At 71.5% G+C, this 26,526-nt stretch carries 26 protein-coding genes; 6 read left to right on the top strand and 20 right to left on the bottom strand.

What is annotated here, in order from left to right; translation table 11 throughout:
* The first annotated feature begins 234 nt into the window (after window positions 1–234).
* Entirely contained in the window at window positions 235–1,035 is an 801-nt protein-coding gene (gene chcB, locus J7W19_RS21145) for a 2-cyclohexenylcarbonyl CoA isomerase (RefSeq protein ID WP_004950281.1), read from the top strand.
* Window positions 1,036–1,243: 208 nt separating this feature from the next.
* On the opposite strand, the gene J7W19_RS21140 is transcribed toward chcB, so the two are convergent.
* Window positions 1,244–1,831, bottom strand: a complete 588-nt coding sequence (locus tag J7W19_RS21140) for a DNA-3-methyladenine glycosylase I (RefSeq protein ID WP_004950276.1) — start codon at window positions 1,829–1,831, stop codon at window positions 1,244–1,246.
* Window positions 1,828–2,274 carry a hypothetical protein gene (locus J7W19_RS33090; protein WP_004950271.1) on the bottom strand — a complete coding sequence of 149 codons (447 nt, stop codon included), beginning with the start codon at window positions 2,272–2,274 and terminating at the stop codon, window positions 1,828–1,830. Before J7W19_RS33090 ends, J7W19_RS21140 begins: the two co-directional genes overlap by 4 nt.
* Before the next feature lie 130 nt (window positions 2,275–2,404).
* On the opposite strand from J7W19_RS33090, the gene folP reads away from it, so the two are divergent.
* Entirely contained in the window at window positions 2,405–3,265 is an 861-nt protein-coding gene (gene folP, locus J7W19_RS21130) for a dihydropteroate synthase (RefSeq protein WP_004950269.1), read from the top strand.
* A gap of 153 nt (window positions 3,266–3,418) precedes the next feature.
* Here the strand turns inward: folP and J7W19_RS21125 are convergent, their stop codons facing one another.
* Together J7W19_RS21125 and dapE are read right to left on the bottom strand one after the other, a co-directional pair.
* Window positions 3,419–4,168 (bottom strand): LOG family protein, encoded by a 750-nt coding sequence (locus J7W19_RS21125; protein ID WP_004950266.1) that lies wholly within the window; start codon window positions 4,166–4,168, stop codon window positions 3,419–3,421.
* A gap of 80 nt (window positions 4,169–4,248) precedes the next feature.
* Complete coding sequence (dapE, locus tag J7W19_RS21120; protein WP_004950262.1) at window positions 4,249–5,331, bottom strand: succinyl-diaminopimelate desuccinylase; 1,083 nt, start codon at window positions 5,329–5,331, stop codon at window positions 4,249–4,251.
* Window positions 5,332–5,498: 167 nt separating this feature from the next.
* Between dapE and J7W19_RS21115 the strand changes: the two genes are divergently transcribed.
* On the top strand, window positions 5,499–6,416 hold the full coding sequence (locus J7W19_RS21115; RefSeq protein WP_004950260.1) for a hypothetical protein: 918 nt from the start codon (window positions 5,499–5,501) through the stop codon (window positions 6,414–6,416).
* A 325-nt stretch (window positions 6,417–6,741) separates the two neighbouring features.
* Window positions 6,742–7,188, top strand: coding sequence for a hypothetical protein (locus J7W19_RS21110; RefSeq protein ID WP_004950257.1), 447 nt, complete (start codon window positions 6,742–6,744; stop codon window positions 7,186–7,188).
* Between the two features lie 156 nt (window positions 7,189–7,344).
* Here J7W19_RS21110 and dapC read toward each other — a convergent pair whose 3' ends face one another.
* Window positions 7,345–8,466 carry a succinyldiaminopimelate transaminase gene (dapC, locus tag J7W19_RS21105; protein ID WP_004950256.1) on the bottom strand — a complete coding sequence of 374 codons (1,122 nt, stop codon included), beginning with the start codon at window positions 8,464–8,466 and terminating at the stop codon, window positions 7,345–7,347.
* 118 nt (window positions 8,467–8,584) lie between these two features.
* Entirely contained in the window at window positions 8,585–8,905 is a 321-nt protein-coding gene (gene fdxA / locus J7W19_RS21100) for a ferredoxin (RefSeq protein ID WP_004950253.1), read from the bottom strand.
* A gap of 114 nt (window positions 8,906–9,019) precedes the next feature.
* Between fdxA and J7W19_RS21095 the strand changes: the two genes are divergently transcribed.
* Together J7W19_RS21095 and J7W19_RS21090 are read left to right on the top strand one after the other, a co-directional pair.
* The gene (locus tag J7W19_RS21095; protein ID WP_040891446.1) at window positions 9,020–10,003 is read left to right on the top strand and encodes a GNAT family N-acetyltransferase; all 984 of its coding nucleotides are present in this window, start codon (window positions 9,020–9,022) and stop codon (window positions 10,001–10,003) included.
* A 111-nt stretch (window positions 10,004–10,114) separates the two neighbouring features.
* Complete coding sequence (locus J7W19_RS21090; protein WP_004950246.1) at window positions 10,115–10,948, top strand: transglutaminase-like domain-containing protein; 834 nt, start codon at window positions 10,115–10,117, stop codon at window positions 10,946–10,948.
* Window positions 10,949–10,974: 26 nt separating this feature from the next.
* On the opposite strand, the gene J7W19_RS21085 is transcribed toward J7W19_RS21090, so the two are convergent.
* The 14 genes from J7W19_RS21085 to J7W19_RS21020 form a co-directional block, all read right to left on the bottom strand.
* On the bottom strand, window positions 10,975–11,613 hold the full coding sequence (locus J7W19_RS21085; protein ID WP_040891444.1) for a response regulator transcription factor: 639 nt from the start codon (window positions 11,611–11,613) through the stop codon (window positions 10,975–10,977).
* Window positions 11,614–11,705: 92 nt separating this feature from the next.
* Window positions 11,706–12,878: a methyltransferase domain-containing protein gene (locus tag J7W19_RS21080; RefSeq protein ID WP_004950242.1), complete on the bottom strand. Its 1,173-nt coding sequence runs from the start codon at window positions 12,876–12,878 to the stop codon at window positions 11,706–11,708.
* Window positions 12,875–13,015 carry a hypothetical protein gene (locus J7W19_RS21075; protein WP_158688813.1) on the bottom strand — a complete coding sequence of 47 codons (141 nt, stop codon included), beginning with the start codon at window positions 13,013–13,015 and terminating at the stop codon, window positions 12,875–12,877. Before J7W19_RS21075 ends, J7W19_RS21080 begins: the two co-directional genes overlap by 4 nt.
* A 132-nt stretch (window positions 13,016–13,147) precedes the next feature.
* On the bottom strand, window positions 13,148–13,462 hold the full coding sequence (locus J7W19_RS21070) for a DUF7848 domain-containing protein (RefSeq protein WP_004950239.1): 315 nt from the start codon (window positions 13,460–13,462) through the stop codon (window positions 13,148–13,150).
* Between the two features lie 199 nt (window positions 13,463–13,661).
* Window positions 13,662–14,024, bottom strand: a complete 363-nt coding sequence (locus J7W19_RS21065) for a hypothetical protein (protein ID WP_004950233.1) — start codon at window positions 14,022–14,024, stop codon at window positions 13,662–13,664.
* Between the two features lie 123 nt (window positions 14,025–14,147).
* Window positions 14,148–15,395, bottom strand: a complete 1,248-nt coding sequence (locus J7W19_RS21060; RefSeq protein WP_040891442.1) for a helix-turn-helix domain-containing protein — start codon at window positions 15,393–15,395, stop codon at window positions 14,148–14,150.
* 391 nt (window positions 15,396–15,786) lie between these two features.
* Window positions 15,787–16,647, bottom strand: coding sequence for a P22 phage major capsid protein family protein (locus tag J7W19_RS21055; RefSeq protein WP_004950227.1), 861 nt, complete (start codon window positions 16,645–16,647; stop codon window positions 15,787–15,789).
* A gap of 21 nt (window positions 16,648–16,668) precedes the next feature.
* Window positions 16,669–17,040: a hypothetical protein gene (locus J7W19_RS21050; RefSeq protein WP_158688812.1), complete on the bottom strand. Its 372-nt coding sequence runs from the start codon at window positions 17,038–17,040 to the stop codon at window positions 16,669–16,671.
* Window positions 17,040–17,279: a hypothetical protein gene (locus J7W19_RS21045; RefSeq protein WP_158688811.1), complete on the bottom strand. Its 240-nt coding sequence runs from the start codon at window positions 17,277–17,279 to the stop codon at window positions 17,040–17,042. Before J7W19_RS21045 ends, J7W19_RS21050 begins: the two co-directional genes overlap by 1 nt.
* A 988-nt stretch (window positions 17,280–18,267) precedes the next feature.
* The gene (locus tag J7W19_RS21040; RefSeq protein WP_004950219.1) at window positions 18,268–19,866 is read right to left on the bottom strand and encodes a recombinase family protein; all 1,599 of its coding nucleotides are present in this window, start codon (window positions 19,864–19,866) and stop codon (window positions 18,268–18,270) included.
* 223 nt (window positions 19,867–20,089) lie between these two features.
* Entirely contained in the window at window positions 20,090–21,298 is a 1,209-nt protein-coding gene (locus tag J7W19_RS21035; RefSeq protein WP_106429701.1) for a sensor histidine kinase, read from the bottom strand.
* Between the two features lie 50 nt (window positions 21,299–21,348).
* Window positions 21,349–22,089: an ABC transporter permease gene (locus J7W19_RS21030; protein WP_004950215.1), complete on the bottom strand. Its 741-nt coding sequence runs from the start codon at window positions 22,087–22,089 to the stop codon at window positions 21,349–21,351.
* Entirely contained in the window at window positions 22,086–23,045 is a 960-nt protein-coding gene (locus tag J7W19_RS21025) for an ABC transporter ATP-binding protein (protein ID WP_004950213.1), read from the bottom strand. The genes J7W19_RS21030 and J7W19_RS21025 overlap by 4 nt, the downstream gene beginning before the upstream one ends.
* 169 nt (window positions 23,046–23,214) lie before the next feature.
* Window positions 23,215–26,409: a peptidoglycan binding domain-containing protein gene (locus J7W19_RS21020; RefSeq protein ID WP_004950211.1), complete on the bottom strand. Its 3,195-nt coding sequence runs from the start codon at window positions 26,407–26,409 to the stop codon at window positions 23,215–23,217.
* Between the last annotated feature and the right edge of the window lie 117 nt (window positions 26,410–26,526).

Genomic DNA, 26,526 nt, shown 5'->3' with positions numbered 1-26,526 from the left:
ATCCCGCATCGCGCGACCCAATGACCAACATCGGTCGGCATCCCTTCGGCAACACGCTCCGGCAAAACCACCCAATTCGGCGATTGCCCGGTGCCTGCTCGGTACCTGCGCACCCGCACAGAGGAACGATTCCTTGACTTCTTTGACGCAGGTCACATGCCGGCCCCCTGTGCTTCACGGCCGTCTGCGGCAAGCTGACCGCTGACCGCAGTCATTCCGAGGGAGGGACGCACCATGGCCGACACCGTGCTGTACGAGGTGGCCGACGGGCTCGCGACGATCACCGTGAACCGGCCCGACGCCATGAACGCGCTGGACACCGCCACCAAGGTGGCCCTCCGCGACGCCGTCCGGCGGGCTGCCGAGGACGACGCCGTCCGCGCCGTCCTGCTCACCGGCTCCGGCCGCGCCTTCTGCGTGGGCCAGGACCTCAAGGAGCACACCGCCTCGCTGGCCGCCGACCGGGAGCACGGCACCGCGCGGACGTGGGAGACGGTCAAGGAGCACTACTCCCCCATCACCCTCGCCCTCGCCGAGATGCCCAAGCCGGTCGTCGCCGGGGTGAACGGGGTCGCCGCCGGGGCCGGCGCGGGCTTCGCCTTCGCCGCCGACTACCGGATCGTCGCCGACACGGCCTCCTTCAACACCGCCTTCGCCGGGGTGGCCCTCACCGGGGACTCCGGGGTCTCCTGGACGCTGCCGCGTCTGGTGGGGCACAGCCGGGCCATGGACCTCCTGCTTTTCCCGCGGAACGTTTCCGCGGCTGAGGCGCTCGAGCTGGGGATCGCGCACAAGGTGGTGCCCCCCGGCGAACTGCTCGCCGAGGCGACCGCCGTCGCGCGGCGGCTGGCGGAGGGGCCGACGCTGACGTTCGCCGCGATCAAGCAGGCGTTGGCGTTCGGGGCGGATCACTCGCTCGCGGAGACGTTGGCGGTGGAGGAGGTCCTCCAGACCCGGGTGGGCGGGTCGGAGGATCACCGGGCCGCGGTGGAGGCGTTTCTCCGGAAGGAGCGGCCCCGGTTCGTGGGGCGGTGAGGGTTCCCCGGTCCCGCCCTTTCACCGTTTCTGCGGGGGGGCAAGCCCCCGCACCCCCGAAACCGCGCTCCGCGCGGTTGTCCTCAAGCGCCGGACGGACTGACTTGCAGCCCGTCCGGCGCTTGAGGACGAGCGGCGAAGCCGCGAAAAGGGGGCCGGGGGCGCAGCCCTCAGGAAACGGCGAAAGGGCGGGACCGGGGCACCCCCCTCACCCCCTCACATGGCACCCGGCCAAGTGATCGTTCACCAGCCCGCACGCCTGCATCAGCGCATAGGCCGTCGTCGGCCCCACGAACCGGAACCCCCGCCTCTTGAGTTCCTTCGACAGCGCCGTCGACTCCGGTGTCAGCGGTGGCACGTCCGCCGCCGTGTGGGGTACGGGGCGGGTCCCGGCGTCCGGGGCGAAGGACCAGACCAGCGAGGTCAGCTCGCCGGGCGCCCACTCCGCGGCCACCTTCGCGTTCGCCAGCGCGGCGCCGATCTTGGCGCGGTTGCGGATGATCCTGGGGTCGGCGAGCAGCCGTTCCGCGTCCGCTTCCGTGAAGGCCGCGACCTTGGCGATGGAGAAGCCGGCGAAGGCGGCGCGGAAGCCCTCGCGGCGGCGGAGGATCGTCAGCCAGGAGAGGCCGGACTGGAACGCTTCCAGGCATATCCGTTCGAACAGGGCGTCGTCGCCGCGGACCGGAACACCCCATTCGGTGTCGTGGTAGCGGCGGTAGTCCTCCCGGGACGCGTCCTCCAGCCCCCACGGGCACCGCGCCTGGCCGTCCGGCCCGATCACCACGCCGTCGGTCACGGCCGCTCCCCCTCGTCGTTCCCGGCCGTCGTCCGGCCTTCCGCCCCGTCCGTGACAGGCGCGTCCGCGACAGGCCCGTCCGTGACCGCCTTGTCCGCGACGACCGTCTTGTCCGCGACCGGCCTGTCCCTGACCGCGCCCCGCGCCTCCGCGCGGGTCCCCGCCAGGGCCGCCTCCAGTTCGGCGATGCGCGCGTCGCGCTCCGCCAGTTCGGCGGCGAGGCGGTCCAGGACGTCGTCGGTGTCGGTCATGCGGTAGCCGCGCACGGCCACCGGGAGCCGCAGGCCGTCGACGTCCGCGCGGGCCAGCGGCCGGTCCGGGGGCAGCGCCCAGGCGGTGCGGTCCGGCTCCGCCTCGGGCAGCACGCCGTCGTGGCCGCTCAGCACGGCGAGCGTGACCGCGGCGACCACCACGACCAGCGCGATGAGCAAGAACCAGAACACGAGCCTCTCCCCGGGGTGCCTGCGGACGGATTCCGTCGGTCGACCCGTCCTCCCCGATCGTGCCATGTCCACTACGGCCCCACCGACGGTTAAGGTCGCTCACGGACCACGGAGAGGGAGTGCGGGAAGAATGCTGCGGCTGGGACGACGCGAGTTCGGGGCCCACGAGCCGGTGATCATGGCAATCGTCAACCGGACGCCGGACTCGTTCTACGACCGGGGGGCCACCTTCCAGGACGAGCCCGCGCTGGCCCGGGTCGAGCAGGCGGTGGCCGAGGGCGCCGCGATCATCGACATCGGCGGGGTGAAGGCCGGTCCCGGCGAGGAGGTGACGGCCGAGGAGGAGGCCCGGCGGACCGTCGGCTTCGTCGCCGAGGTGCGCCGCCGCCACCCGGATGTCGTGATCAGCGTGGACACCTGGCGGCACGAGGTCGGCGAGGCGGTCTGCGAGGCCGGTGCGGACCTGCTGAACGACGCGTGGGGCGGGTTCGACCCCCGGCTGGCCGAGGTCGCCGCCCGGTACGGCGCCGGTCTGGTCTGCACCCATGCGGGCGGCGTCGCGCCGCGCACCCGGCCGCACCGGACCGCGTACGAGGACGTGATGGCGGACATCCTGCGGGTCACCGTGGGACTGGCCGAACGAGCCGCCGCCCTCGGCGTGCGGCGCGACGGCATCCTGATCGACCCCGGGCACGACTTCGGGAAGAACACCCGCCACTCGCTGGAGGCCACCCGGCGGCTGGGCGAGATGACGGAGACCGGCTGGCCGGTGCTGGTCTCGCTGTCCAACAAGGACTTCGTCGGCGAGACCCTGGACCGCCCGGTCAAGGAGCGGCTCATCGGGACGCTCGCCACGACCGCGGTGTCCGCCTGGCTCGGCGCCCAGGTGTACCGGGTGCACGAGGTGGCCGAGACCCGGCAGGTGCTGGACATGGTCGCGTCCATCGCCGGCCACCGGGAGCCGGCGGTCGCCCGGCGCGGGCTGGCGTAGAGGACGGCCGCGGGCCGGCGTAGAGGACGGCACAGATTGGCGTAGCGGCCGGCGCGGACCGGCGCAAAGGCCGCCGCGGGCCGGCGTAGCGGAGCACGCGGAGCGGGGCGGGGGCGCGGGACCGGAAGGGCCGCGCCCCCTGCTCACCGGCCCCTACGCCCCCGCCTCCTTCGTCACCAGCGCGATGGCCTCCTCCACGTCGTCCGTCACATGGAACAGCTGGAGGTCGTGCGCCCCCACCTTGCCCCCCGCCACCAGCGTGTCCTCGATCCACCGCACCAGACCGCTCCAGTACTCCGAGCCGAAGAGGACGATCGGGAACCGCGTCACCTTCTTCGTCTGCACCAGGGTGAGCGCCTCGAACAGCTCGTCCAGCGTCCCCAGCCCGCCCGGCAGCACCACGAAGCCGCTCGCGTACTTCACGAACATCGTCTTGCGGACGAAGAAGTAGCGGAAGTCGACCCCCAGGTTCACATAGGGGTTGATGCCCTGTTCGAAGGGCAGCTCGATGCCGAGGCCGACGGAGACGCCGCCCGCCTCCATCGCGCCCTTGTTCGCCGCCTCCATCGCGCCGGGCCCGCCGCCGGTGATCACGGCGAAGCCGGCCTCGACCAGGCCCCGGCCGATCGCGGTCGCGGCCTCGTACTCCGGCGAGTCCCGCCGGGTCCGGGCGGAACCGAACACACTGATCGCCGGGGGCAGTTCGGCGAGGGCGCCGAAGCCCTCGACGAACTCGGACTGGATGCGCAGCACCCGGAACGGGTCCTCGTGCACCCAGTCCGCCGTCCCCCGGGTGTCCAGCAGGTGCTGGTCCGTGGTGCCCTGCTGCATCTGCCCATGGCGTCGCAGCACCGGCCCCCGGCGCTGCTCCCGCCGCGTGCGCGCCCCGTCGGAATTGACCATTCCGTGCTCCCTCCGCTGCCGTTGGTGCAGTTCAGCGTAGGCCCAACGGGCGACGAGCGGGGTGCCCCGGCGGCGTGGGATCAGGCCGTGAGCCAGGCCCGCAGCCGCTCCTCGCACTGGTGGATCCGTGCCACCGCCACGTGCTCGTCCCGCTTGTGCGCGTACAACGGGTCGCCGGGACCGTAGTTGACGGCGGGCACCCCGAGGGCGGCGAACCGGGACACGTCGGTCCAGCCGAACTTGGGCCGCGCCCGGCCGCCCACCGCCTCCATGAAGGCCGCCGCGGCCGGGTGCGAGAGGCCGGGCAGGGCGCCGCCCGAGTGGTCGTCGATCGTCACCTCGGTGACGCCGCAGCCCTCGAACACCTCAAGGACGTGCGCGATCGCCTCGTGCTCGGTGCGGTCCGGCGCGTAGCGGTAGTTCACCGTCACGGTGCACTCGTCGGGGATCACGTTGTTGGCCACCCCGCCGCCGATGCGGACGGCGTTGAGGCCCTCGTGGTACTGGAGGCCGTCGATGACGGGCCGGCGCGGCTCGTAGGAGGCCAGCCGGGCCAGGATCGGCGCGGCGGCGTGGATCGCGTTGGAGCCCATCCAGCTCCGCGCGGAGTGGGCGCGCTCGCCCTGGACGCGCAGGATCACCCGCAGGGTGCCCTGGCAGCCGCCCTCCACCTCGCCGTCGGAGGGTTCGAGGAGGACGGCGAAGTCGCCCGCCAGCCAGTCCGGGTGGGCCTTGGCGACGTGCCCGAGGCCGTTGAGGTCGGCGGAGACCTCCTCGTTGTCGTAGAAGACGAAGGTGAGGTCGCGGTTGGGTTCGGGGACGGTCGCCGCGATGCGCAGCTGGACCGCGACGCCGGACTTCATGTCGCTGGTGCCGCAGCCCCAGAGCACACCGTCATCGTCCAGCCGGGACGGGACGTTGTCGGCGATGGGCACGGTGTCGATGTGCCCGGCGAGGACGACGCGTTCGGCGCGGCCGAGGTTGGTGCGGGCGACGACGTTGTTTCCGTGCCGGTCCACGGTGAGGTGCGGGAGGTCGCGCAGGGCCCGCTCGATGGCGTCGGCGAGCGGTCCCTCCGTACCGCTGACCGACGGGAAGTCGACGAGGCGCGCGGTGAGCGCGGCGGCGTCGAGGGACAGGTCGAGTGCGGCGGCGTGGTCCATGCAGGCGACTCTAACCCGGAGCCCCGGGGACCGGCCCGGCCCGGGCGGACCGCCCGCCCGGAACCGGCCCGCACCGGAATCGTCCCCTCCGTCCGTGGCCCGTCCGCCCTGACACCGCGTCCGGGCGAAGCGGCCCGCCACCCGTCCCGTCAAGTAACGTGGGCCGCATGCCCCCGATCTTCGCTGTCCGCCGCGGCCGACTGCTGCGCGTCGGGGCCGCCTGCGGAGTGCTGCTGGCGCTGGCCGGATACCTGGTGGCGCACTACCTGACGGCCGGCCCGGGCGCCCCCCGCTGCACCGTGCGCGTGGACGGGGAGTCGTACTCGCTCGACCCGGAGCAGGCCGGCAACGCCTCGGCCATCACCGCCGTGGGCACCTCGCGCGGGCTGCCGGAGCGGGCCGTGACGATCGCCCTGGCCACCGCGATGCAGGAGTCGGGGCTGCGCAACATCCACCACGGCGACCGGGATTCACAGGGCCTGTTCCAGCAGCGGCCGACGCAGGGCTGGGGCACGGCCCGTCAGATCACCGATCCGGTCTACGCGTCGGGTTCCTTCTACGAGCACCTCGTCCAGGTGCCGGGCTACTCGCGGCTGCCGCTCACGGTGGCGGCGCAGAAGGTGCAGCGCAGCGGGTTCCCGCAGGCGTACGCGAAGCACGAGCCGGGGGCCTCGCTGCTGGCGGCGGCGCTGACCGGGCGGATCCCGGCCGCGTTCAGCTGCGCGACCAGCCCCAGCGACGGCAAGCCCGGCGACCCCGCGGCGCTCCGGGCGAAGCTGCGGCGGGACTTCGGCGCGGAGGTGCTGCCGGCCGCGGAGACCGCCGGGCGGCGGGGCGCCGCGGCGTCCCACACGGTGACCGTCCCGCCCCGGCCGGTGCGGACGGCGGCGACGGAGGACGGGCCGCGGCGGCGCGGCTGGGAGCTGGCGTCCTGGGCGGTGGCGAACGCGGCCGAGCTGCGCGTCACCCGGGTGGCGTTCGACGGCCGGGTGTGGACCGCCGAGGAGTCCCGGGCCGGCTGGCGTACGGAGACGGGCCGCGCCGGCGAGGGCTCGTCGGCCGTCCGGATCACCACCGCCCAGTAGACCGCTCAGCAGTACGAGCGTGCCCCCGTCGGGGGCATCCGCCGGAACGGAAGGTTGTCGCCCGGGAGGGCGGGGTATACGCCGCCGCCCGACGCGTCGATTCCGCGTCGCGCCGCTGGTGAACAGAGGATCGTCGGTCTTTTCCCGCCCCCGGAAGGCCGACTGGTTTGCCCGATTGTTCACAGAACTGATAATGCGACGCATTACCAACTCTTTACGCTTGGCCACCGCAACCTTCGGAGGGCTCGGGCGGTAGTCACTGCGTCCGCACGCCGGACAGCGAACGACAGTCACACCCGTCGAAGCACACCGTCGAAGGAGCAACATGTCCCTCCCCCTCACGCGTCGGATCGCCCAGGTCGCCCTGCTCGTCGCGGCGGGCACCGCCCCCGTCGTCGGCGCGGCCGGCGCGGCGAGCGCGGACGCGCTCAAGGCCCCCGAGCTGGGCGGTCTGACCGCGGTGGACGCCACCCAGGTGGGCAACCACGTCGACACGGTCTCCAAGACGGCCGACGGGGTGACGACGGACGCGGGCAACAAGGTCGTGCACACCGCCCTGCCCGCCGCCAAGAAGGCGCTGGGCACCACCAGCACCACCGGCAAGGCCACCCTGAAGTCCGGCCAGAAGACCGCGGGCCACCTGGCGGGCACCGCCGGTTCGACGGTCGGCGGCGCGGCCAAGACCGTGGGCAAGGGCGGCGCGGTCGGCAAGGGCCTGCCCACCGACCAGCTCGGCGGCGGCGTGACCAAGTCCCTGCCGCTCGGCGGCTGAACCTGCCGGACCGTACGCGGCGACCCGGTCGCCGCTCCGGTCCGGGGCCGCGTCCACCGGCCCGCGGACCGGACGGCACCACCGCCGGCCGTCCGTCCGGCACGCGAAGGGCCCGGGAGACCTCCCGGGCCCTTCGCGCGTGCGGCGGCCGGCGGGTCAGCCCGCCAGGCGGCGGACGGCCGCCTCCACCCGCTCGTCGGTCGCGGTGAAGGCGATCCGCACGAAGCGCTCGCCCGCCGCGCCGTAGAACTCACCGGGCGCCACGAGAATGCCGAGCTTCGACAGGTCCCCGACGGTGTCCCAGCACGGCTCGTCCCGGGTGGCCCACAGGTACAGCGACGCCTCGCTGTGCTCGATGCGGAACCCCGCGCCCTCGAAGGCGGCCCGCAGGGCGGCCCGGCGGCGGGCGTAGCGCGCCCGCTGCTCGGTGACGTGCGCGGTGTCGCCGAGCGCGGCCACCGTGGCGGCCTGCACCGGGGCGGCGACCATCATCCCGCCGTGCTTGCGGATCCGCAGCAGCTCGCCGAGCACGCCCGCGTCACCGGCGAGGAACGCGGCCCGGTAGCCGGCCAGGTTGGAGCGCTTGGACAGCGAGTGGACGGCGACGATCCCGTCGTACGAGCCCCCGCAGACGTCCGGGTGGAGGACGGAGACCGGCTCGGTCTCCCAGCCCAGCTCCAGGTAGCACTCGTCACTGACGAGCAGGACGCCGTGCTCGCGGGCCCAGGCGACCGCGCGGCGCAGTTCGTCGGCCGACATGACACGGCCGGTGGGGTTCGACGGCGAGTTCAGCCAGAGCAGCCTGAGGCCGGCCGGGTCGAGCTCCGCGACGGCGGCGTCGGACGTGAAGGTCCCGGCGTCGTAGACCACCGGCTCGGCGCCCACCAGCCGCGCGCCCACCTCGTACGTCGGGTAGGCGAGCCGCGGGTACGCGACCTTGTCGCCCGCCCCGAGGCCGAGCTGGGTGGGCAGCCAGGCGACCAGTTCCTTGGAGCCGACCACCGGCAGCACGTTCTCGTGCGCCATCCCGCGGGCGCCCAGCCGACGCTCCGTCCAGCCGGTGAGCGCGTCGCGCAGCGCGGCCGTGCCCCAGACCGTCGGATAGCCGGGGCTGTCCGCCGCCTCGGCGAGGGCCCGGCGGACCAGGGCCGGGACCGGGTCCACCGGCGTGCCCACGGAGAGGTCCACGATGCCGTCGGGGTGCGCGGCGGCCGTGGCCTTGTAGGGCTCCAGGCGGTCCCAGGGGAAGACGGGGAGGCGGGAGGAGACTGCGGTCACGCTGGGCTGCTCGCTCTCTTGCGCTGGGGGTGGTCCTTGAAACGGGCGGGAAACGGGAATGCCGCGGCCCCGTACGGCGGCGGGCTGTACGGGGCCGGGTGCGGTGCCTAGGGGCAGCTCACTGGTTCTGCGGCGGCAGCGCGGCGATGAACGGGTGGTCCCGCTCGATCAGCCCCAGCTTGGAGGCGCCGCCCGGCGAGCCGAGCTCGTCGAAGAACTCGACGTTCGCCTTGTAGTAGTCCTTCCACTCGTCCGGGGTGTCGTCCTCGTAGAAGATCGCTTCCACCGGGCAGACCGGCTCACAGGCGCCACAGTCGACACATTCGTCCGGGTGGATGTACAAGGACCGGGAGCCCTCGTAGATGCAGTCGACGGGGCACTCCTCGATGCACGCCTTGTCCTTCACGTCGACACAAGGCTGCGCGATGACGTAGGTCACGCTGTCGTTCCTCCTCGGTAGGGGTCATCTCGCGCGGGAGCGCGGCGTCGTCGATGCCCACACCTAGTATCTCCGTTCCGGGGCTCATCACGAACAGGAGGGGCTGGGAGAGCTGTGGAATTCACCACGGGCGGACGGCTGGAAATACGGATCAGTTCCGAAGATGTGGGAAAAAGGGTCTCGGTGCGGGCGCTGAACGACCGTACCCGTTCCCCGGAACGGTTCGCCGACGCCGTCGGAACGCTCGACTCCTGGGCGGACGGTGTGTTGCGGATCACACGTCGCGACGGGCGGACGGTCGAGGTCGCGGAGGACGCGCTCGTCGCGGGCAAGGTCGTCCCGGCCGCTCCCGCGCGGCGGCGCGGCCCGGCCGCGACCCTGCGCGAGCTCCAGGAGGTCGCCGCGCGCGGCTGGCCGGCCCTCGAGACCGGGCGGCTGGGCGACTGGACGCTCCGCGCGGCCGGCGGCTTCACCGCCCGCGCCAACTCGGCGCTCCCCCTGGGCCGTTCCGGGCTGCCGCTGCCGGAGGCGCTGGACCGGGTCACCGCCTGGTACCACGAGCGCGGCCTCCCGGCGCGCGTCCAGGTCACCACCGGCGACCCGGCGGAGGACGAACGGCTCGACGCCGAGCTGGCCGCGCGCGGCTGGACCGGCGAGCGGTACGCCCTGATGCGGACGGCCGCCCTGGCGCCGGTCGCGGACGCGGTGGCGGACGTCGACCGGGTGCTGCTCGGCCGCGAGCCCGACGAGGCGTGGCTGGACGCGTACGGGCGCGTCGAGAACCCCGACGCCGCCCGCGCGGTGCTGGCCGGCGGGCCGTCCGTGTGGTGCGCGAGCGTCCCCGGCGCCGCCATCGGGCGCTGTGTGGTGGACGGCCGGTGGGCCGGGTTCGCCGCCCTGGAGGTCTCCCCCGAGCACCGGCGGCAGGGGCTGGCGACGCTGGTGATGGCCGCGCTGGCGCGGCGGGCGCTGGACGAGGGCGCCTCGGCCGCGTACCTCCAGGTCGAGACCGGCAACGCGGGCGCGCTGGCGCTCTACGACCGGCTCGGCTTCACGACGCACCACGCCTACCACTACCGTCGCGAGCCGGAGCGGTGAGCGGCGGGCGTGCGGGGGCCGCCGCGGAGGGATCACCATGGGAAGCGTGGAGGGCGGCGGGCGGCGCGCGGACACCGCGCGGCCGGCCCTCATGACCTGGGGAAGGCCGGAATGACCGAGACCAGCGGCCGGCGGCGGTTCGCCGAAGCGGCCCGTGACGAGCGGCCCGACCTGGCGCTGCTGTGCCTGCTCATCGCCGCCGAGGCCGATCCCGGGCTCGGCGAACGGGAGCTCGACGCGGCCCAGATGGAGCTGGACCGCCTCGCCGGAATGCTGCCGGCGCTCGGCCGGCACGCCGAGCCGGAGCGCTGGGCGGCGGCCCTCGCGGAGCTGCTCGGCGAACGCTGCGGCTTCCACGGGACGCCCGCCGACTACCGGCGGCTGGAGTCCTCCCTCCTCACCTCGGTGCTGGAGCGGCGCCGGGGGCTGCCGATCCTGCTGTCCGTGGTGTGGCTGGAGGTGGCCCGGCGGGCCGGGGCGCCGGTGTACGGGGTGGCGCTGCCCGGCCACTTCGTCGTCGGCTTCGGCACCCCGGAAGGGCGGCATGTGCTCGCCGACCCGTTCGAGGGCGGTCGGACGCTGTCAGAGGAGGAGGCGGGGCTGCTCGTCGCCGGCGCCACCGGCACCCCGGTACCGCCCGCCGCGTTCTCGCCGGCCGAGCCGCTGGAGATCGTCCTCCGCGTCCTCAACAACATCCGCGCCTGGGCGGCGGCCCGCCCCGAGCGCGGCGGCGTCCGGCTCTGGGCCGTGGAACTCTCCCTGCTGCTCCCCAGCCACCCGGCGCGACTCCGCCACGAGCACGCCGAACTCCTGGTCGAGCGCGGGGAGTTCGCGCGCGGGGCGCGGGAACTGGAGGAGTACGCCGAGGTGATCGCCCCGGTGGAGCCGGAGACGGCGGAGGCGGTGCGCCGGCAGGCGCTGGCGGCGCGGGCGCTGCTCAACTGACGGCCGCGGCGGTGCGTATCACGCGCTCAGAGCCACCCCTTCTCCCGCGCGATGCGCACCGCGTCGGCCCGGTTCCGCGCGCCCGTCTTCTGGATCGCCGTCGACAGGTAGTTGCGGACGGTCCCGTGCGACAGGTGGAGCCGCTTCGCCAGTTCGGCGTTGGTCGAACCGTCGGCAGAGGCGCGCAGCACCGACCGTTCGCGCTCGGTCAGCGGGTCCGCCCCCGCGGCGAGGGCCGCCGCCGCGAGGGCCGGGTCGATGACGCGCTCGCCGCGCAGCACCCGGCGCACGGCGTCCGCCAGCTGGGCCGCCGGGGCGTCCTTGACCAGGAAGGCGGACGCGCCCGCCTCCATCGCCCGGCGCAGATAGCCGGGGCGGCCGAACGTCGTGAGGATGACGATCCGTACCTCCGGCACCTCCCGCCCCAGCAGCGCCGCCGCCTCCAGGCCCGTCATCCCGGGCATCTCGATGTCCAGCAGCGCCACGTCGGGCCGCGCCCGCCGGGCCGCCTCCACCACCTCGTCCCCCCGCGCCACCTGCGCGACGACCTCGATGTCGCCCTCCAGGTCCAGCAGCGCCGCGAGCGCCTCGCGGACCATGGACTGGTCCTCGGCGAGGAGGACTCTTACACATCTTACGGGCGGCTGGTCGGGGGCGTCAGTCATACGGGCCAGGGTAGACACGGCGAAGCCCCGCCCATGCGCATCGGTACAGCGCACAGGCGGGGCCGAGGGGGCACGGTCGCACGCCTGCGCGGCTACGGTGCCGACACGGGGTTGTCCGGAGAGTCGAGCCACACGCGCTCGCCGTCGCCGTCCACGGTCAGCCCGAACCGCTCGAACCCGGGCTGCCCCTGCTTGTCCCACCAGCGGTAGGCCACCAGCACCTCATCCCAGAGGTTCCGGGGACCGGACTGGTAGACCTCGAACTCGTCCTTCCCCGGCACGTAGTCAGCGGTCGCCCACGACGTGACGGCCGTGTCCCGCAGCCACAGCGTGTAAGAGCCGTCGTCGTACGACTCCATCCACGGGAACGCGTCGGGCACCTGTACCCCGATCGCGAACATGACGTGCCAGTCACCCACGTCGTCCGGGGACAGTGATGTCATGGACTGCACGCCGTCCGCTGGCCACTTCCGCCCGCCCAGGTACTCACGGACGTGCTGACGCTGGACCCGCTGAGCACGCATCCGCATGAACGCCGACGACCCCACGAACGGGCCGGACGCCGAACCGTCCTCAGCGACCGTGAGACGCGCTACCGCCTCCCCGCCGTACGTCGGCCCCCACGGGGTCACGATCACCCCGCCTGGCTTCACCTGCTCCCGCCATGCCGGGGGCACGCTGCCGATGGAGCACGTAGCGATCAGCCGGTCGTACGGGGCCCGCTCCGGGTACCCCTGCGCCCCGTCGCCGACGTGCACCAGCGGACGGAGCCCCGCGAGGTTCAGGCGGGTACGCGCGTCCTCCGCGCTGGCCTCGTCCACCTCGACGCTGACGACGTTCTCAGCGCCCAGCCGGTGAGACAGCAGGGCAGCGTTCCACCCGGTACCGGTGCCGACCTCCAACACGGTGTTCCCGTCCTCGACGCTGAGCGCGTCCAGCATCGAAAACACCATCGTGGGCATGGAGTTGGAAGAGGTAGGGGACTTGCCCTTGCCGGTTCCGGTGTACGCGCCGTCATCCCATTGCGTCGTGATCGGCGCGTCCCGGTAGACGGCCTCCCACCACACGTCAGGTTCCTCGCTGCGGATCACGCGGTCACTCTGCCGGTTCATGCCAGCGCGACCGGGCCAGATCGCATTCGGCATGAACGCGTGACGCGGTACCGCCTCGAACGCAGGGAGCCAAGCGCTCGTGAGGGCTCCCTTTTCCATGAGCACGGAGGCGAGCCCCTGAGGGCCCACCTCCTTCGCGGTGCGCTCGGTCACTTGCCGTCCGCCGGGTCCTTGCCGTCGTTGGTGTTGCCACCCTCGTCCGAACCGCCCCCGCCGTGCTTGTTGCCCGAGTCGCTGTCGTCCTGCGGGTTGCCATCGGCCATGGTCAGCCACCACGCGTGCTTTTGCATGTCGTACCTCCGTTGTCGATGGTGCTGGGATAACCCGTCCGGCCGTCTCCGCTTCACGGGAATGAGGGGCGTGCGGCCAAGCGGGGGTCTAGGTCGGCCGTCGATGGCCTCTGCGGACGATTACCGGTGCCGTCACCGGGTCGCCCGTTCCAGCCGGGCGAGGCGGCCCGCCAGGACCGATCCCGGCGGGGGCGTGACGACCGTGGGGCACGTGGAGACCTCCACGAAGAACCGGTGTCCCGCATCCTCAACGTGGGCCTTTTGCTGCTTGTCGGCCTCGGCCTTGTCGTCCAGAACGCTGAACGACCACCCACACGGCTCGGCGTCCTCGTTGCGGTCGTCGTCGGCCCCGTTCAGGCTGTCCCGGCAGAAGACGGAGTACGTGGCGGACGCCTTCGGGTCCGGGGTAGTCGTCCAGTCGGCGAACTTGAACGTCTGTCGGCTCACGCGGTCACCGCCGGGGGCCTGATCGGGAGCGCGACCTTGCGCGGCTGGTGGGGGTGGTTGCGGATCTCCATGTTGCAGTCAGACGCCGCCGAGAGGTTCGCGTACCCGTCAGAAGTACCGACCCCCGTACGGTACGCCCTACGCCAGTTCGCGCAGTGTGCGCAGACCTTGCATCCCTCCACGGGGGCAGGCTCCAAGGTCATGCTTGCCCCTCCCCGCCGCCGTCAGCGTCCACCCCCGGCAGACGTTTGCCCCGGCTCTCGGCGACCCTCAGCGCGTCGCCGAGAGCCTCGTACAGGCGGGCCACCAGGTAACGCAGTTCCCCGTCCGACAGCTTCGGGGCGCCCATCGTCGCGTTGACGCGCTCCAACAACTCGGCACCCAAGGCGAGTTGTACGGCTTCCGTGTTGTCGGCCAGCGCCGACAGCCACCCCGCGCCATCGGTCGCGAGGTAGCAGGGTCGACCGTCATCCGTCACCCAGGGCAGCAAGCGCGCAACCCCCGCCACATCGTCGGCGAGGTCGCGCCTGCGCTGATGATCGGCTTCCGTTCTGTGAACCATCTTGACCCCTGGCCTGCTCGACTTCGGGATACCGCGAAGCTATGGCCACAGAACGAGTCAATCCAGCGTCGCAGCACGGTAGTTGGAGGCTTGATCGCCCGGAACTACCGCGCTCCGCAGTAGCTAACCCAGCACGCCCAGGTGGGCGGCCATGGCACGCATCTCGGCGGTGAGCCTGCGCTTACGGCGCTGGACGATTGCCGTCATCACGTCCTGTGCCATGCGCTGATGGCGGAGCCACTGCGGGTTGGCGTAGTCCACGGCCGTCAGCCGGTCGAGCGCCTTGTCGTGTTCACCGACCTTGACGAACGCCGTCGCCACTGTGAGCCGATGCCTGTTCCATTCCTTGTCCGTCTCAGCAATGCGGGCCGCCTTCATGGCGTGATCCGAGAACCGGGCCTTTCCGGTGGATTCGTCAATCACGCGGTAAGGGTCGCCGTTCTCCGAGATCAACTCATCCTCCAGCCCCTTCATTCCGGCAACGGTGGTGTCGAACCGTCCGAATCGGTGACGAGTGTCGGGATGCCTTCCCAGGGCAGCAGCGGCAGACTCGGCAATCCGGCGAGCTTCCGCACTGTCGTCGGGACGGTTGTTGCGAACAGCAGCGGCAGCCGCTTGCAGGGCAAGCCAGCCCCAGACTGCGAGCCTTTCCGGGGGAGCTTTCGAGATTCGCGGCTCCAGGTGATCCGCCGTTTCAATGGCAGCGCGCTCCGCGTCATCGAAACGCCCTTGCCTCAACAGAAGCCACGACATGATCACCACGGCATAGCCAGCGGTATCCATGTCTCGTACTGCTTGTGCGTCCTGAATGGCCCCGGACAGCGCGTGATAGGCGAGGTCATATTGCCGAACTTGCGTGAGGTACCGGCCGCCCAACAAGTACGCCTCTGCACGGGCAGACAACGCCTCTGTGCGCTCCTCTCCGTTGTCGAAGTAGGCGACAGCGGAATTGGCGTCTCGGATGATCTGAGGCATCTTGCCAGCCACAGAACCGAAGTTATCTGAATCGTATGCCGCCGACCCGGTACGGATCACGTCCAGCAGTGCGGGGAGGTTTGGTTCCTCGTTGGGCCTTTCGCTCCCACTGTTGATGATTCCCAGGGGCGGAGTAAGGGCGCTCCGCAATTCGGCGAGTCCAACGCGCGTCGAGTCTTCGCCTCGGACAGGTTCCGGCGTGTCGGACGCCATGAGTTGAGAGGTCTTCACATGCAGCGCGCGAGCCAGAATGTGAAGGGTTTCGATGCGGACGTTTCCGCCCTGTTCCAGCTTGGCGACGGTGGAGGGAGCGAGGCCAGCCGCGTAGGCCAACTGTTCCTGAGTCAGACCCCGTAGCCGCCGGTGCTTCCTGACGTTCTCCCCTAGAGCGCTCATGATCCCCGCCTAATGCGTGTGGTGTCGTGCTCTCGTCCATCCAGCGTACGCCCGGCCAGCAGTCCCGGACACGCAGAAGGCCCCGCATCCACCCTGACAGGGGAAGGTGCGGGGCCATGGAACCGAAGGAGGTCAACTCCCCTGTTCTGGCATGGGAGTTGGACGTCAGGCACCCCGAGCCGGCGAAGGGGTCACCTTTGATACGCAGGCGGGCTGGCCCTGCTCGCGCTCAGGCCCTCCCGTACCCCGCCCCGCGAGGGGCCAGGACGAAAAACCCCAGACCCGTACACGGACGGGCGCGCTATTGGCCCCCGGCTCGGGTCGGAGCCGCAGGGGGTCAGTGCCCACCCTCAGCGAACGGAAAATACCGAATGCGCTTTGAGTGAGCGGCTTAGCGCTTGCTCGCCTTGAGCTTGAACGCAATCATCCGATTCGGATCAAGAATCGTTGAACCACAAAGCGAGTCAACGATAGAAACATCCGACTTGACGTCAGCGGAGTAATCGAGCGTCGCACGAATTGCGTAACCGTTGAACGTCTGCGAACTCGACTTGCCTGCACCCTCGTTGGCGTTCGGTGACCGATTCGCCAGCGCAAAAGCCGTCGTGTGGTAAGCGATGGCCCCCGTCAGAAGGGGCGAGACGATGACGCGGAAGTTGAACAGCGTCCCGATCTCGGCGCGCGAAAGCATCGAATCATCTCCCGACGCGTCCACGCGCTGAAGCTGTTCGACGTCCAGCAGGGCCCCGTACACGTCAGGGCCTACAGCTAGGAAACGGTCCCCCGGGTCGATCTCGCGCCGGACGAACTCGGCAGAGGCTGCGGCAATTGCCTTGAGTGGGGCGGCCGGGTCAATGACCACAGCATCCGCCGATTCGCTCTGCGTGTTCATGAGCGTGGCCAGGTTCTTCTCGATGTAGCGAGAAACCGCGTCGAGCTGTGGCATGAGGACCTGTCCGCCAAAGTCGCGGATATCAAGGGACAGATCGCGAGTGCCAAGCTTTGCGGCGTCGGTCGGCTCGTCGGTCAGCTTGACGTGCGCGATGCCTTCCTCTACGTCAACGTACTCGGTGGTGCCCGTGTAGTTCTTAGCGGTCCGCTGCTTCGGCAGGCGAACACCTACAACCGATCCTCGGCCACCTTCAAACTCCGCTTCGGCGTCACGGTGGACAGTGGCACCAAGCACGGACTGGTACGAAAGCAGCCCCAGGGCGGCAGTTGCTACCTGGTCAATCTGAATCTTATTAGTCATGGGTAGCCCTTTCTGTCGTGGTTAACGCTGGCGTCCGGCCTCGTAGTCGGCGCGTTGCTGTGGGCTCATCTGCGCGAGCTGAAGTCGAGAGAACATGCGCTTCAGGTCGTCCGGCACGGGCAGTTCGTTGAATACGTGCAACCGGATCTCTGCCGCCAACTCCTTTGGGCTGGGCGGGCGTTGACTTCCCCTGCTGGTCAGACCGGCAGCCTTTGCGGACTGCTCCGCCGCGTCCTTCATTGCCGCCAACGCCTTGTCTTGCTCCCGGCGCGCATGCTGTCGGGCCGATACTGCCTGGCGCCGATGGCTGACGACCATGCGGGCGAGCTCTTCCGGTGAATGCTGCGCAGCGAGTTGGGCGGCGTTGAGACTTCCCGGGTCGTTGTCTGGCATTACATGCCCTCGAAGAACTTGTCCCACACGTCACCCAGCTTCTTAGCGTCCTCACGGATTTGTATGGTGAGGGGGCGGCCACCTTCGCGGGCGTCTACGGTGCCAGTGCCGTACGTTTCGATGAGTTCGCGGCGGCACTTTCGGGCGGCGGCAATGCGATGCTCGATCCTCTTGACTTCGGCGCAATGAGCCTGAAGCGTCTTCAAGTTGGTTGTACGAATCCCTGTCAAGCCTGGCACCTCCTGATTCTAGGTACGAGAAATCCCCCTTACCGGAACGTGGTGCAGCACGTAACGGTAAGGGGGACGGTTCGACGAATTGGGCGGTATCGAAGTGCGCTCAATGTGATTCGCCGAAGGATCAAGGGTCGCCCCTGCACGGGCGTCAACTGCCTTATAGCGTCGGGCTCGAATGCCGCGACAGCTAGGAGGGGCACCGCATCACATGATGCGGTGATCATACTCCGCTCTCTGCCCTTGCTAGAGCGTGAGGGTTGCCTGGAGCGGCACCGTTTCCATCGCTTTCCGCATCCCACCGAGTGATGCCCGTCACGGTGCGGTGAAACGGCGATTCGGAGGGCGATTCTGTTTTCCCTATAGGTTTCTTAAGGCATTCCAGAAAAAGCCAAGAATCACCGTTCCACCGCACTCCGATCGCCGTCGGCGGGTTGGCCCCTATGCGGCGCCCCCATGGCTACTGGAGCGCAAGGGTTCTCTGCCGTCGGTCCACGCGTCGCCCGCGTGGCCGTGATGTCGGTCACGTCTGGACGTTGACGCCTGACGGATAGCTGCACCCTGACGAAATGACGGAACGAAGGCCGTTCTCGTTTTCCCCTACAGGTTCTACAGGGGAAACCAAAGCGGGGTTCCAAACCGTCATACCGTCAGGTTTCGCAGATCGGGACCCTCGCACTGTCGCGCGCCCCTGTGTGGCTGCCAGGGTGGCGAAGTGGCGGTTTGAAGGCGAGCCTTGTTTTCCCTATAGGCGCTCTATGGGGATACATGGACCTACCTCTAAAACGTCACTTCGCCACTTCTAGCAGGTCATCGGCTTGGCGGATCGGCGAGGGCTATCGTGCTTCGTCACGCTCTCTCCGCTGACAGCGGGCCCCTCGGGTGGCTTGGCTACCGGTAGGCCCTTCCTGCCCCGCATGGGCTGCTGTAGGCATACGAAAAGCCCCACCCCTCCGGGAGTGGAGAGGTGGGGCTGATAGGCGCTCAGGCGGGCTTACGCGGCCTCTGCGAAGTCCTCTTGCTGGGCAGGCTGAGCCCACTCGATGACCAGCCGTTCGTGACCGTTGAAACGGGCGCCCTGGCGCGGAGCCTTGCGGACCGTTATGCGCTCTATGGCAAGGCGGAGGAGGTCACGCTTCTTGGGCAGGTCCGCCGCATCCCATGTGGCCGTGAGGGTCTCGTGTTCCACACTTTCAAACGGCAACGTGACAGTGCCCCCGTGCGAGTAGTGATTGACCTCTTCTCGGGCGGCTTCGACAGCCTTGTTCGCATCCCGCAGCAGAGGGCCAAAGTACCGCGCTGCCGCGCCGTCGTAGACGCCTGCCTGCCGGTCGTCGAGGAGCCGCTTCAAACCGGCCTCAGCGGTGCGCAGAGCAGCGCGAGCGGTCTGCTCTTCTGCCGTCTCCTCCGGCCTCACGCGGGCCGTCCAGCGCTCGGAGACGGCGATCACGATCGGGTCGTCTTCAGCGGCGTTGGTCAGCCGTGCCAACCAGGCGTTGAAGACGAAGTTCTCAATGGCCTCGACCTTGACGGAGGCGATTGCTTTGCATCCGGTGCCTCCCGTTGCGGCCTGGCACTTGTACGACGCGCCACCCATGGACATCGACCGGCCGCACCCCTCGCACCGCATCAGGTCCGTAAGCAGGTGCTTGCGCCGTGTATCCCGGGCCCGGTGGGCAAGCGGGATGAGATTGCCGCCCGTCAGCGTCTCTTGCGCCTTGCGCTGCATCTCGGAGGTGACCAGAGCCTTGCCCTTGAGGCGAACCTTCTGGCCCTTGCTGTTGCGATAGGCCTCCGGATGCCCCGGGCGAATCTGAATCACTTGCCACCCGGAGAAGGCAGGGTTCCGGGTCATGCGGTGGACGTACGCGTACCCCCAGGAGCTTCCGCCGGGGGACGGGACGCCCATGCCGTCGAGCCAGCGGCAGACCTCACGCGTAGAGTCGCCGTCCTCCGCAATCCTGCGGAACATCTCCCGCAGAAGTGCGGCACGGGTCCACTCCGTCCGCGTCGCCACGTGGCAGATGTACGGCTCTTCGTCCGGCGTCAGGACGCGATCGCGGGAGACGACGTATCCGAACGGGGCGCGACCGGCCACCCAAAGCCCAGCGTCGCGCTGTGCTTCCTTGGTGTCCCTGACCCGCTTGGAAAGGTTCTCGCTGCTCTCCCGTGCCTCTTCGGCCCGGTTGATGATCCAGCGACGGTCACGCGTCTCGTTGGAGTCGAGACCATCCATGTCGAAGATGACGCGTGCCTTGCCGATGACCTTCAGAAGGTCATCGGCTCCCTTGCGGCTGAACCGGTCGATCGCGTACGCCCACAGCGCCGGAACCTCGCCGTTGGCCAGGGCGCGCAGCGCACGGTCGAAGTCGGACCGCTTGACGTCCTTGAACGCGCTCTGGATGTCCCGCCAGACCTTCCGCACCGCGTACCCGTTGCGGTGCGCCCAGCGATGCCCCTGCTCACACTGTGCGTCGGTGCTTTGCTCGCGGCGGTGGTCATCTTCCCTCAAGCGCTTCGACTTGCGCGTGTAGAGGTCTACAGCGTTCGGCTCGCTCTTCCCGCAGATAGTGCAGACGTGCTCAACAGACATGATTCGTGCTCCCGGTAGGCGTATCCCCTTGGGGGCGCCTAGAGCGCAACGGTTCCCACATCAGAAAGGCGCAGGTCAGACCCTAGGTCCGCAAGGGGTTACTCCTCCTCGGCGAGGAGGACGCGGACCCGGGGGACGGACGGCTCGGCGGAGGTTTCGCTCATGCCGTCAGGGTAGGGGGCGGCCGGGGGCGCGCGGTGCGTCGGTGCAGGTTAGGGGCGGCTCACGGGTGGGAGCCGGCCACGGGGGAGGCGCTGTCCGGCCGCTCCGCCGGGCCCTCGGTTTTCGACTCCGCACGGACCAAAGGGACGCAGGCGCTGAGGCGGAAGCCGCCGCGGGGGCCGGGGCCGGTCTCCAGGCGGCCGTCGGCGAGGGCGAGGCGTTCGGCGAGGCCGGTGAGGCCGTTGCCGTGCGGGCATTGGGGGCCCCGGCCGTCGTCGGTGACGGTGAGGCGGAGTTCGTCGCCGCTCTCGGCGAGGGAGACCTCGCAGCGGTGGGCGCCGCTGTGCCGGACGGTGTTGGTGACGGCCTCGCGGAGCGCCCAGGCCAGGGCGCCCTCGGCGTCGGGGGCGAGGTCGGGGTGGCCGGTGCCGGCCCGGGTGAGGTCGACGGTGATGCCGGCGGCGGCGAGGGCCGTGCGGGCACCGGCGAGTTCGCCCTCCAGGGTGGGACGGCGGAAGCCGGTGACGGCCTCGCGGACGTCGACGAGGGCCTGCCGGCTGACGCGTTCGATGTCGGCGACCTGCTGGGCGGCCTGCTCGGGGCGGTCCGGCAGCATCCGGCCGGCGAGCTCGCTCTTGAGGGTGATGAGGGAGAGGGAGTGGCCGAGCAGGTCGTGCAGGTCGCGGGCGAGGCGGAGGCGCTCCTCGTTGGCGGCGAGCTGGGCGACGGCGGCCCGGGCCTCGCGGAGCTCGCGCATGGTGCGGCCCATCTGGACGACGGCCGTCATCGCCCCGCCGCCGAGCAGGGTGGCCGTCAGCACCATGAACAGGCCGCTGTCCGCGTGGCCGCCGAGCAGGCCGAGGCCCAGGACGGTGGCGGCGTTCACGGCGATGGCCCGGGCCGCCTGGCGGACCGGCAGCATGACGGCGCTGGAGATGGAGACGTAGACCAGCAGGGTGAGCCAGGGGCCGCCGAGCGTCACCACCATGAGCAGGGACAGGACGTACAGCCCGGCCAGGACGCCCAGCCGCCCCCGGTGGGGGCCGTCGCCCGACCGGGGGCCGAAGAGCAGGTAGAGGTAGCCGGCGAGGAAGACGGAGAGCCCGCACCAGCCGAACGCCATGGCGGTGGGCGAGTGCCGGCCGCCGGTGAGGTCGGCGACCGCGTACACCAGATAGGTGAGGTACAAGACGGTCCAGCACGACTTGACCAGGAACTGCCGCCGGTTCTCCGGGGCCCTGCCGATCATCATGTCACCGTTTCCGTCCATGCCCTCGAGTCTGCCGCAGGACCCCCGGGGGCCCGGGGGTCCGTGCCCGCTCACGCCTTGTGGGTGTCCTTGCGGTACAGCCAGGCCGCGGCGCCGCTGAACAGCACCAGGTAGCCGACGAGCAGCAGGACGTCCCGGGCGCCCGGCGCGTCGCCGCGCTCGATGGCCTGGCCGAGACCGGCGTAGGCGTGGGTCGGGACGTACTCGGCGATCTTCTGCAGCCAGTGCGGGAAGGTCGCGGACGGCATCCACAGACCGCCGAGGGCGGCCAGGCCGAAGTAGACGATCATCACGATGGGACGGACGGCGTCACCGGTGGCCAGGTAGCCGATGGCCACGCCGAGCGCCGCGAAGACGCAGCTGCCGGCCCAGATGGAACCGGTCAGGGCGAGCCACTGCCAGGGCTCCAGGCGGACGCCCTTGGCCGCGGCGGCGATGGCGAACACCACGAGGATGCCCGGCAGGGAGACCACGGCGGCCGAGGCGATCTTCGCGGTCACATAGCCGCGGCCCGGCAGCGAGGTCAGCCGCAGCTGGCGCACCCAGCCCTTCTCGCGCTCCTTGGCGATGCGCTCGGCGTTGCCGATCAGGACGGCCGTGATGGCGCCGAAGGTGGCCATGGAGACCATGTACAGCACCGGGAAGGTCAGCCCGGTGTCGCCCAGCTTCTCGTCACTCTTCGCCCCGGACGCGATCAGCAGGTAGAGCGCCGCCGGGTAGAGGACGGAGAAGAACATGAACTTCTTGTTGCGCAGGGTGCGCGAGACTTCCAGCCGGATCAGGGTGTTCATGCGGAGACCGCCTCCCCGGCGGTGGCGGCGTCGGTGATGGCGATGAATGCCTGCTCCAGGCCGAGGCCCGCGACCTCCAGGTTGCGCGGGTAGAGCCCGAGCCCGTACAGCGCGTGCACGGTGGCGTCGGCGTCGTGGGACTGGATCCGGACGGTGCGGCCGGAGACCTCCAGGGCGGCCAGCATCGGCAGGGAGCGCAGGGCGTCCTGGGGGATCTGTCCGTCGAGGTCGAAGACGATCCGGCGGGCGCCGGCCTTGGCCTTGATCTCGGCCGCGGAGCCGTCCGCGAGGATCCGGCCGCGGTGGAGGACGATGACGCGGTCGGCGATCGCGTCGGCCTCCTCCAGGTAGTGGGTGGCGAAGAGGACGGCCCGGCCCTCGTCTGCCTGGCGGCGCATGGCGCCCCAGAACGTCTGGCGGGAGGTGACGTCCATGCCCGTCGTCGGCTCGTCGAGGACGATCAGGTCGTTCTCGCCGGCCGTCGCGAGTGCGAAGCGCACCCGCTGCTCCTGGCCGCCGGAGAGCTTGTTGACCAGCCGGTCCGCGATCTCGGTGATGCCCGCCTGCTCCATGACCCGGTCGACCGGGTACGCGCGCGGGTGCAGGTCGCAGGCGAGCCGCACCAGCTCCCGGACGCGGACGTCCTCCATCAGGCCGCCGCTCTGCAGCATCGCGCCGACCTTGCCCTGTTCGAGCGCGCGCTGCGGGGTGGTGCCGAAGAGCTCGACCGTGCCGGAGTCGGGCTGGCCCAGGCCGAGGAGGAGGTCCAGGGTGGTGGACTTGCCGGCGCCGTTGGGGCCGAGGAGGGCGACGGTCTCGCCCGGGTAGAGCTGGAGATCGAGATCGGCCACGGCCCGTACGGCGCCGTAGCTCTTGTTGACGTTCGTGAAGCTGACGGCGGGAACGGCTCCCGCGCGCCGGCTGTCCCCCGTGAACGTCCCTGCGGTGATGGTCATGGGACCATCCTGGCCGGGCGGCGGCGCGCGGGGCAGTGTCGGGCGTCGTGCGCTCGGCATGACAGATGTCATGTCCCCGCCTTACCCGGGGGAGGCGCGGTACGGGCGATATGGGAAGGGGCCCCCGTGCCGGTGACCGGAACGGGGACCCCTGACGACGTGCCGGGTGTCAGCCGACGTTCGTCTTGATGACGACCAGCCGCTCGGCCGGCGTCTTGCCGCGCAGCGCCTTGCCGAGCGCCCCGGCGACGTCCTGCGGGGTGACCGGCGTCCTGCTTCCGTTGCCCCGCATGATCAGCACGCCGTCGAAGCTCTTGCCGTACAGCGACTTGATCGCTTCGAGGTTGTAGTTCTCGACCAGCTTGCCGCCGACCTCCTTGACCGTGAGGATCTTCGGCAGCGAGAAGGCCGGGCCGAACTGGACGCGGTGCGCCGGGTCGGTCTGGATGGTGACCCGGTCGGACATCGCCGGCTCGGCGAACTCCTTCATCATCCGGTCGACCTCGGCGTTGGACACCTTCGGCTGCCGGCTGGTGGTCGGCAGCGTCACGGGGACGTCCTTGCCGGTCTCGACGCGCTGACGGTACGCGTCGGCCACGGCCTGGACGCCCTTGTCGACGTCCACGCCCTGGTACGGCTTGCCGTAGACCGGGACGGCCTTGCCGGGGACGAAGCGGATCGTTCCGTCCTTGGCGCCGCCGGTCTCGCCCGCGAGGGTCCTGAGCGCGGCGGCGACCTTCTCCTCGTCGACGGTCACCGTCGGCCGGGCCGTCTTGCCGCTGCCCACGAGGGAGCCGACGACGGTGACGGGGTTGTAGTCCCGGCCGGAGACCGAGCGGACGGTCTCCTGGGTGTCGATGGACAGCCCGGCCACGGACGGCTTCAGGTCCACCTTCTTGTCGCCGATGGTCACCTTCAGCGGCGCGGTGGCGCGGTCGCCGACCTTGGCGTCGAGCTTCTGCACGGCCTGCTCCTTGGAGCTGCCGCCGATGTCGACGCCGAGGACGGTGGTGCCCTGGGGGACGTCGGAGTGGTTCATCACCAGGCCGGCGCCGTAGGCGACACCGGCGAGCACGACCACGCCGCCGGCCAGCAGCACCAGCTTGTTGCGGCCCTTCTTCTTGGGCTTCTTGGGCGCACTCTTCGCGGCGGCCTTGGCGGGGGGCTTCGGGGCGCTCGGCGGAGTGCCCTGGACCACGCCCGGCGGCTTGGGGACCGACGGACCACCGGGCTTGGGCACGGCGGGGCCGCCGCCGGGCCCGGGCACCGACGGGCCGCCCTGGCCGGCCGCCGCCGCGCCCGTCTTGGGCTTCGGCACGGCGATGCGCGGGGCACCGCTGTCGACCGGCGGCTTGGGCACGGCGACGCGGGGCGCGCCGCTGTCGAGCGGCGGCTTCGGGCCGCCGGGGGCCTTGGGGGCACCCTGGGCCTGCTGCCCGGCCGGGGCCTTGGGGCCGCTGCCCTGGGACTGCTGCCCGGCCGGCTTCTTCCGGCCGCCCGGGGCGTTCTGCCCACCGGGGGCCTTGGGGCCGCCGGGGGCGTTCTGCCCGCCCGGCGCGTTGTGGCCACCGGGCGCGTTGTGCCCGCCCGGCGCGTTGTGCCCGCCCGGCGCGTTGTGCCCGCCCGGCGCGGGGACCGGCGGCATGCCGCTGACCAGCGTCTCCGCGGCCGGGTTCGGGCGCATGGCGCCGGGCGGCGGCGGGACGGAGCCCGGGACGCCGGGCGGCGGCACCTGCGGGCCCGGGTGCTGCCCGCCGGGCTGCCGGCCGAACTGCTGACCCGCCGGAGGAGCGCCCTTGGCGCCCTTCTTCTTCTTGCCCTGCTTCTGGTTCTGCTTCTTCTGCTGCTGCGCGGACCCGGGCCCGGGCGGCGGCACGACCGGGGACTGCCCCACGGGCGGCGGCACCACGGGGAAGCCCTCGTGCGGGGTGTCCGTCCGGTTGCCGACGGGGAACGGCAGGCGGGGGCCCTGCCCCTGACCGGCCTGGCTCCCCGGACCGGCCTGGCCCTGGCCGGGGAACGGCGGTGCCGGGAACTGCTGGGTGGTCTCCGGGGCGCCGGGTCCGTTCGGCGCGGCGGCGCCGGGCCCGCTCCACGGCGTACCGCCGGGGGCCTGGGGGCCGCCGGGGCGCGACGGGGCGTTGCCGGTCAGCGCGTCGGCGGTCCAGGGCGCTCCCCCGGTGGCCGGGGTGGTGTCGAAGGGGTCGTTGGGCAGCGGCGTGGCGCCGGTGACGGACGGGTCGCCGGGTACGGGCATGGCACCCGTGGTCTCCGGGCCGCCGGGCCACGGCGCGCCGCCCTGGCCGGGGCCCTGGCCGTACGCCTGACCGGGGAGGCCCCCCTGGGCCTGGTGGCCGCCGCCCATGCCCGGGTGCGCCCCCTGGGCCTGCGCCGGACTCGCGAACGGGTCGCCGGGGACGGGCCCGGCACCGGTCGTCGCGGGGTCACCCGGCCAGGAGGCGTTGCCGCCCCCGGGCATCTGCTGCATCTGCTGCGTCGGGTGCGACTGCTGGGGCTGCTGCGACTGCCGGCCCTGCGGGTACGGGGACGGGGCGCCACCGAAGGGGTCGCCGGACGTGCCGGGGCCGCCGGGCCACGGGCTACCGCCCTGACCGCCCTGACCGCCCTGACCGCCCTGACCGCCCTGGCCGGCCTGGCCGTTCTGGCCGTTCTGGCCGGGCCGGCCGTTCCGTCCGCCCTGCCCGCCGTGGACGCCGGGCGCGCCCGGGGCGCCCGCGCGCGGCACGGCACCCGTCGTCGACGGGTCGCCGGGCAGCGGCGGGTGCGGGGCGGCACCGCCGCCGGCGAGGTCGCGCGGTATGCCGGGCACCGCGCCCGTACCGGCGTCGGCACCCGTACCGGGCACCGCGCCACGCGGCGCCGGGTTGCGGCGGGGCAGGCCGTTGGCGCCGGCCGCGGGGGAGCCGCCGGGCGGCGTGGAACCGCCGGCCGGCTTGCGGGGCGCGAACCAGTCGCTGGTCTTCTCGGCCGGGCGCTCCGGCTCGGGGGCCGGGGCGGCGGTGGGCGGCTCGGGCCGCCGGGCGGACGCGGCGGCCTGCGGACGCTCGTCCGCCTCGCGCTGCCGCGCGGCGCCCCGCGCGGCCTCGGACGCCTCGGCGGTCTCGCCGGCCTGCGCCTCGTCGCCCACGGGCGTGCGCATGACCACCGGCGGGATGGGACGCGAACCCGGGATGTTGATACGGATCCGCGTGGTCAGCGTGGTCTCGGTCTTCGGCGCGTCCGGCTTGCGTCCGGTGGCCGGCCCGCCGTCGCCCGCGGACCCGTAGGGCTGAGTCCCCGACGGATACGCGGCGCCACCGCGGCCCTGGGGACCGGAGGACGGACTGTCAGATTCTCGGCTCAAAGCAGGTTCTCCCGGTTATTCTCCGCCGCCCTCCGACCTCTCCGGGGTCGCCCATGCCCAAGGTCAGGGGGGCTCGGCGGCGCCACCACCATACTGGGCACCGCGGGCGCGCACTTG

The organism is Streptomyces mobaraensis NBRC 13819 = DSM 40847 (genome assembly GCF_017916255.1).
Taxonomy (GTDB): domain Bacteria; phylum Actinomycetota; class Actinomycetes; order Streptomycetales; family Streptomycetaceae; genus Streptomyces; species Streptomyces mobaraensis.
The sequence above is the reverse complement of the archived record's forward strand: the minus strand, read 5'-3'. Positions and strand labels throughout refer to the sequence as shown.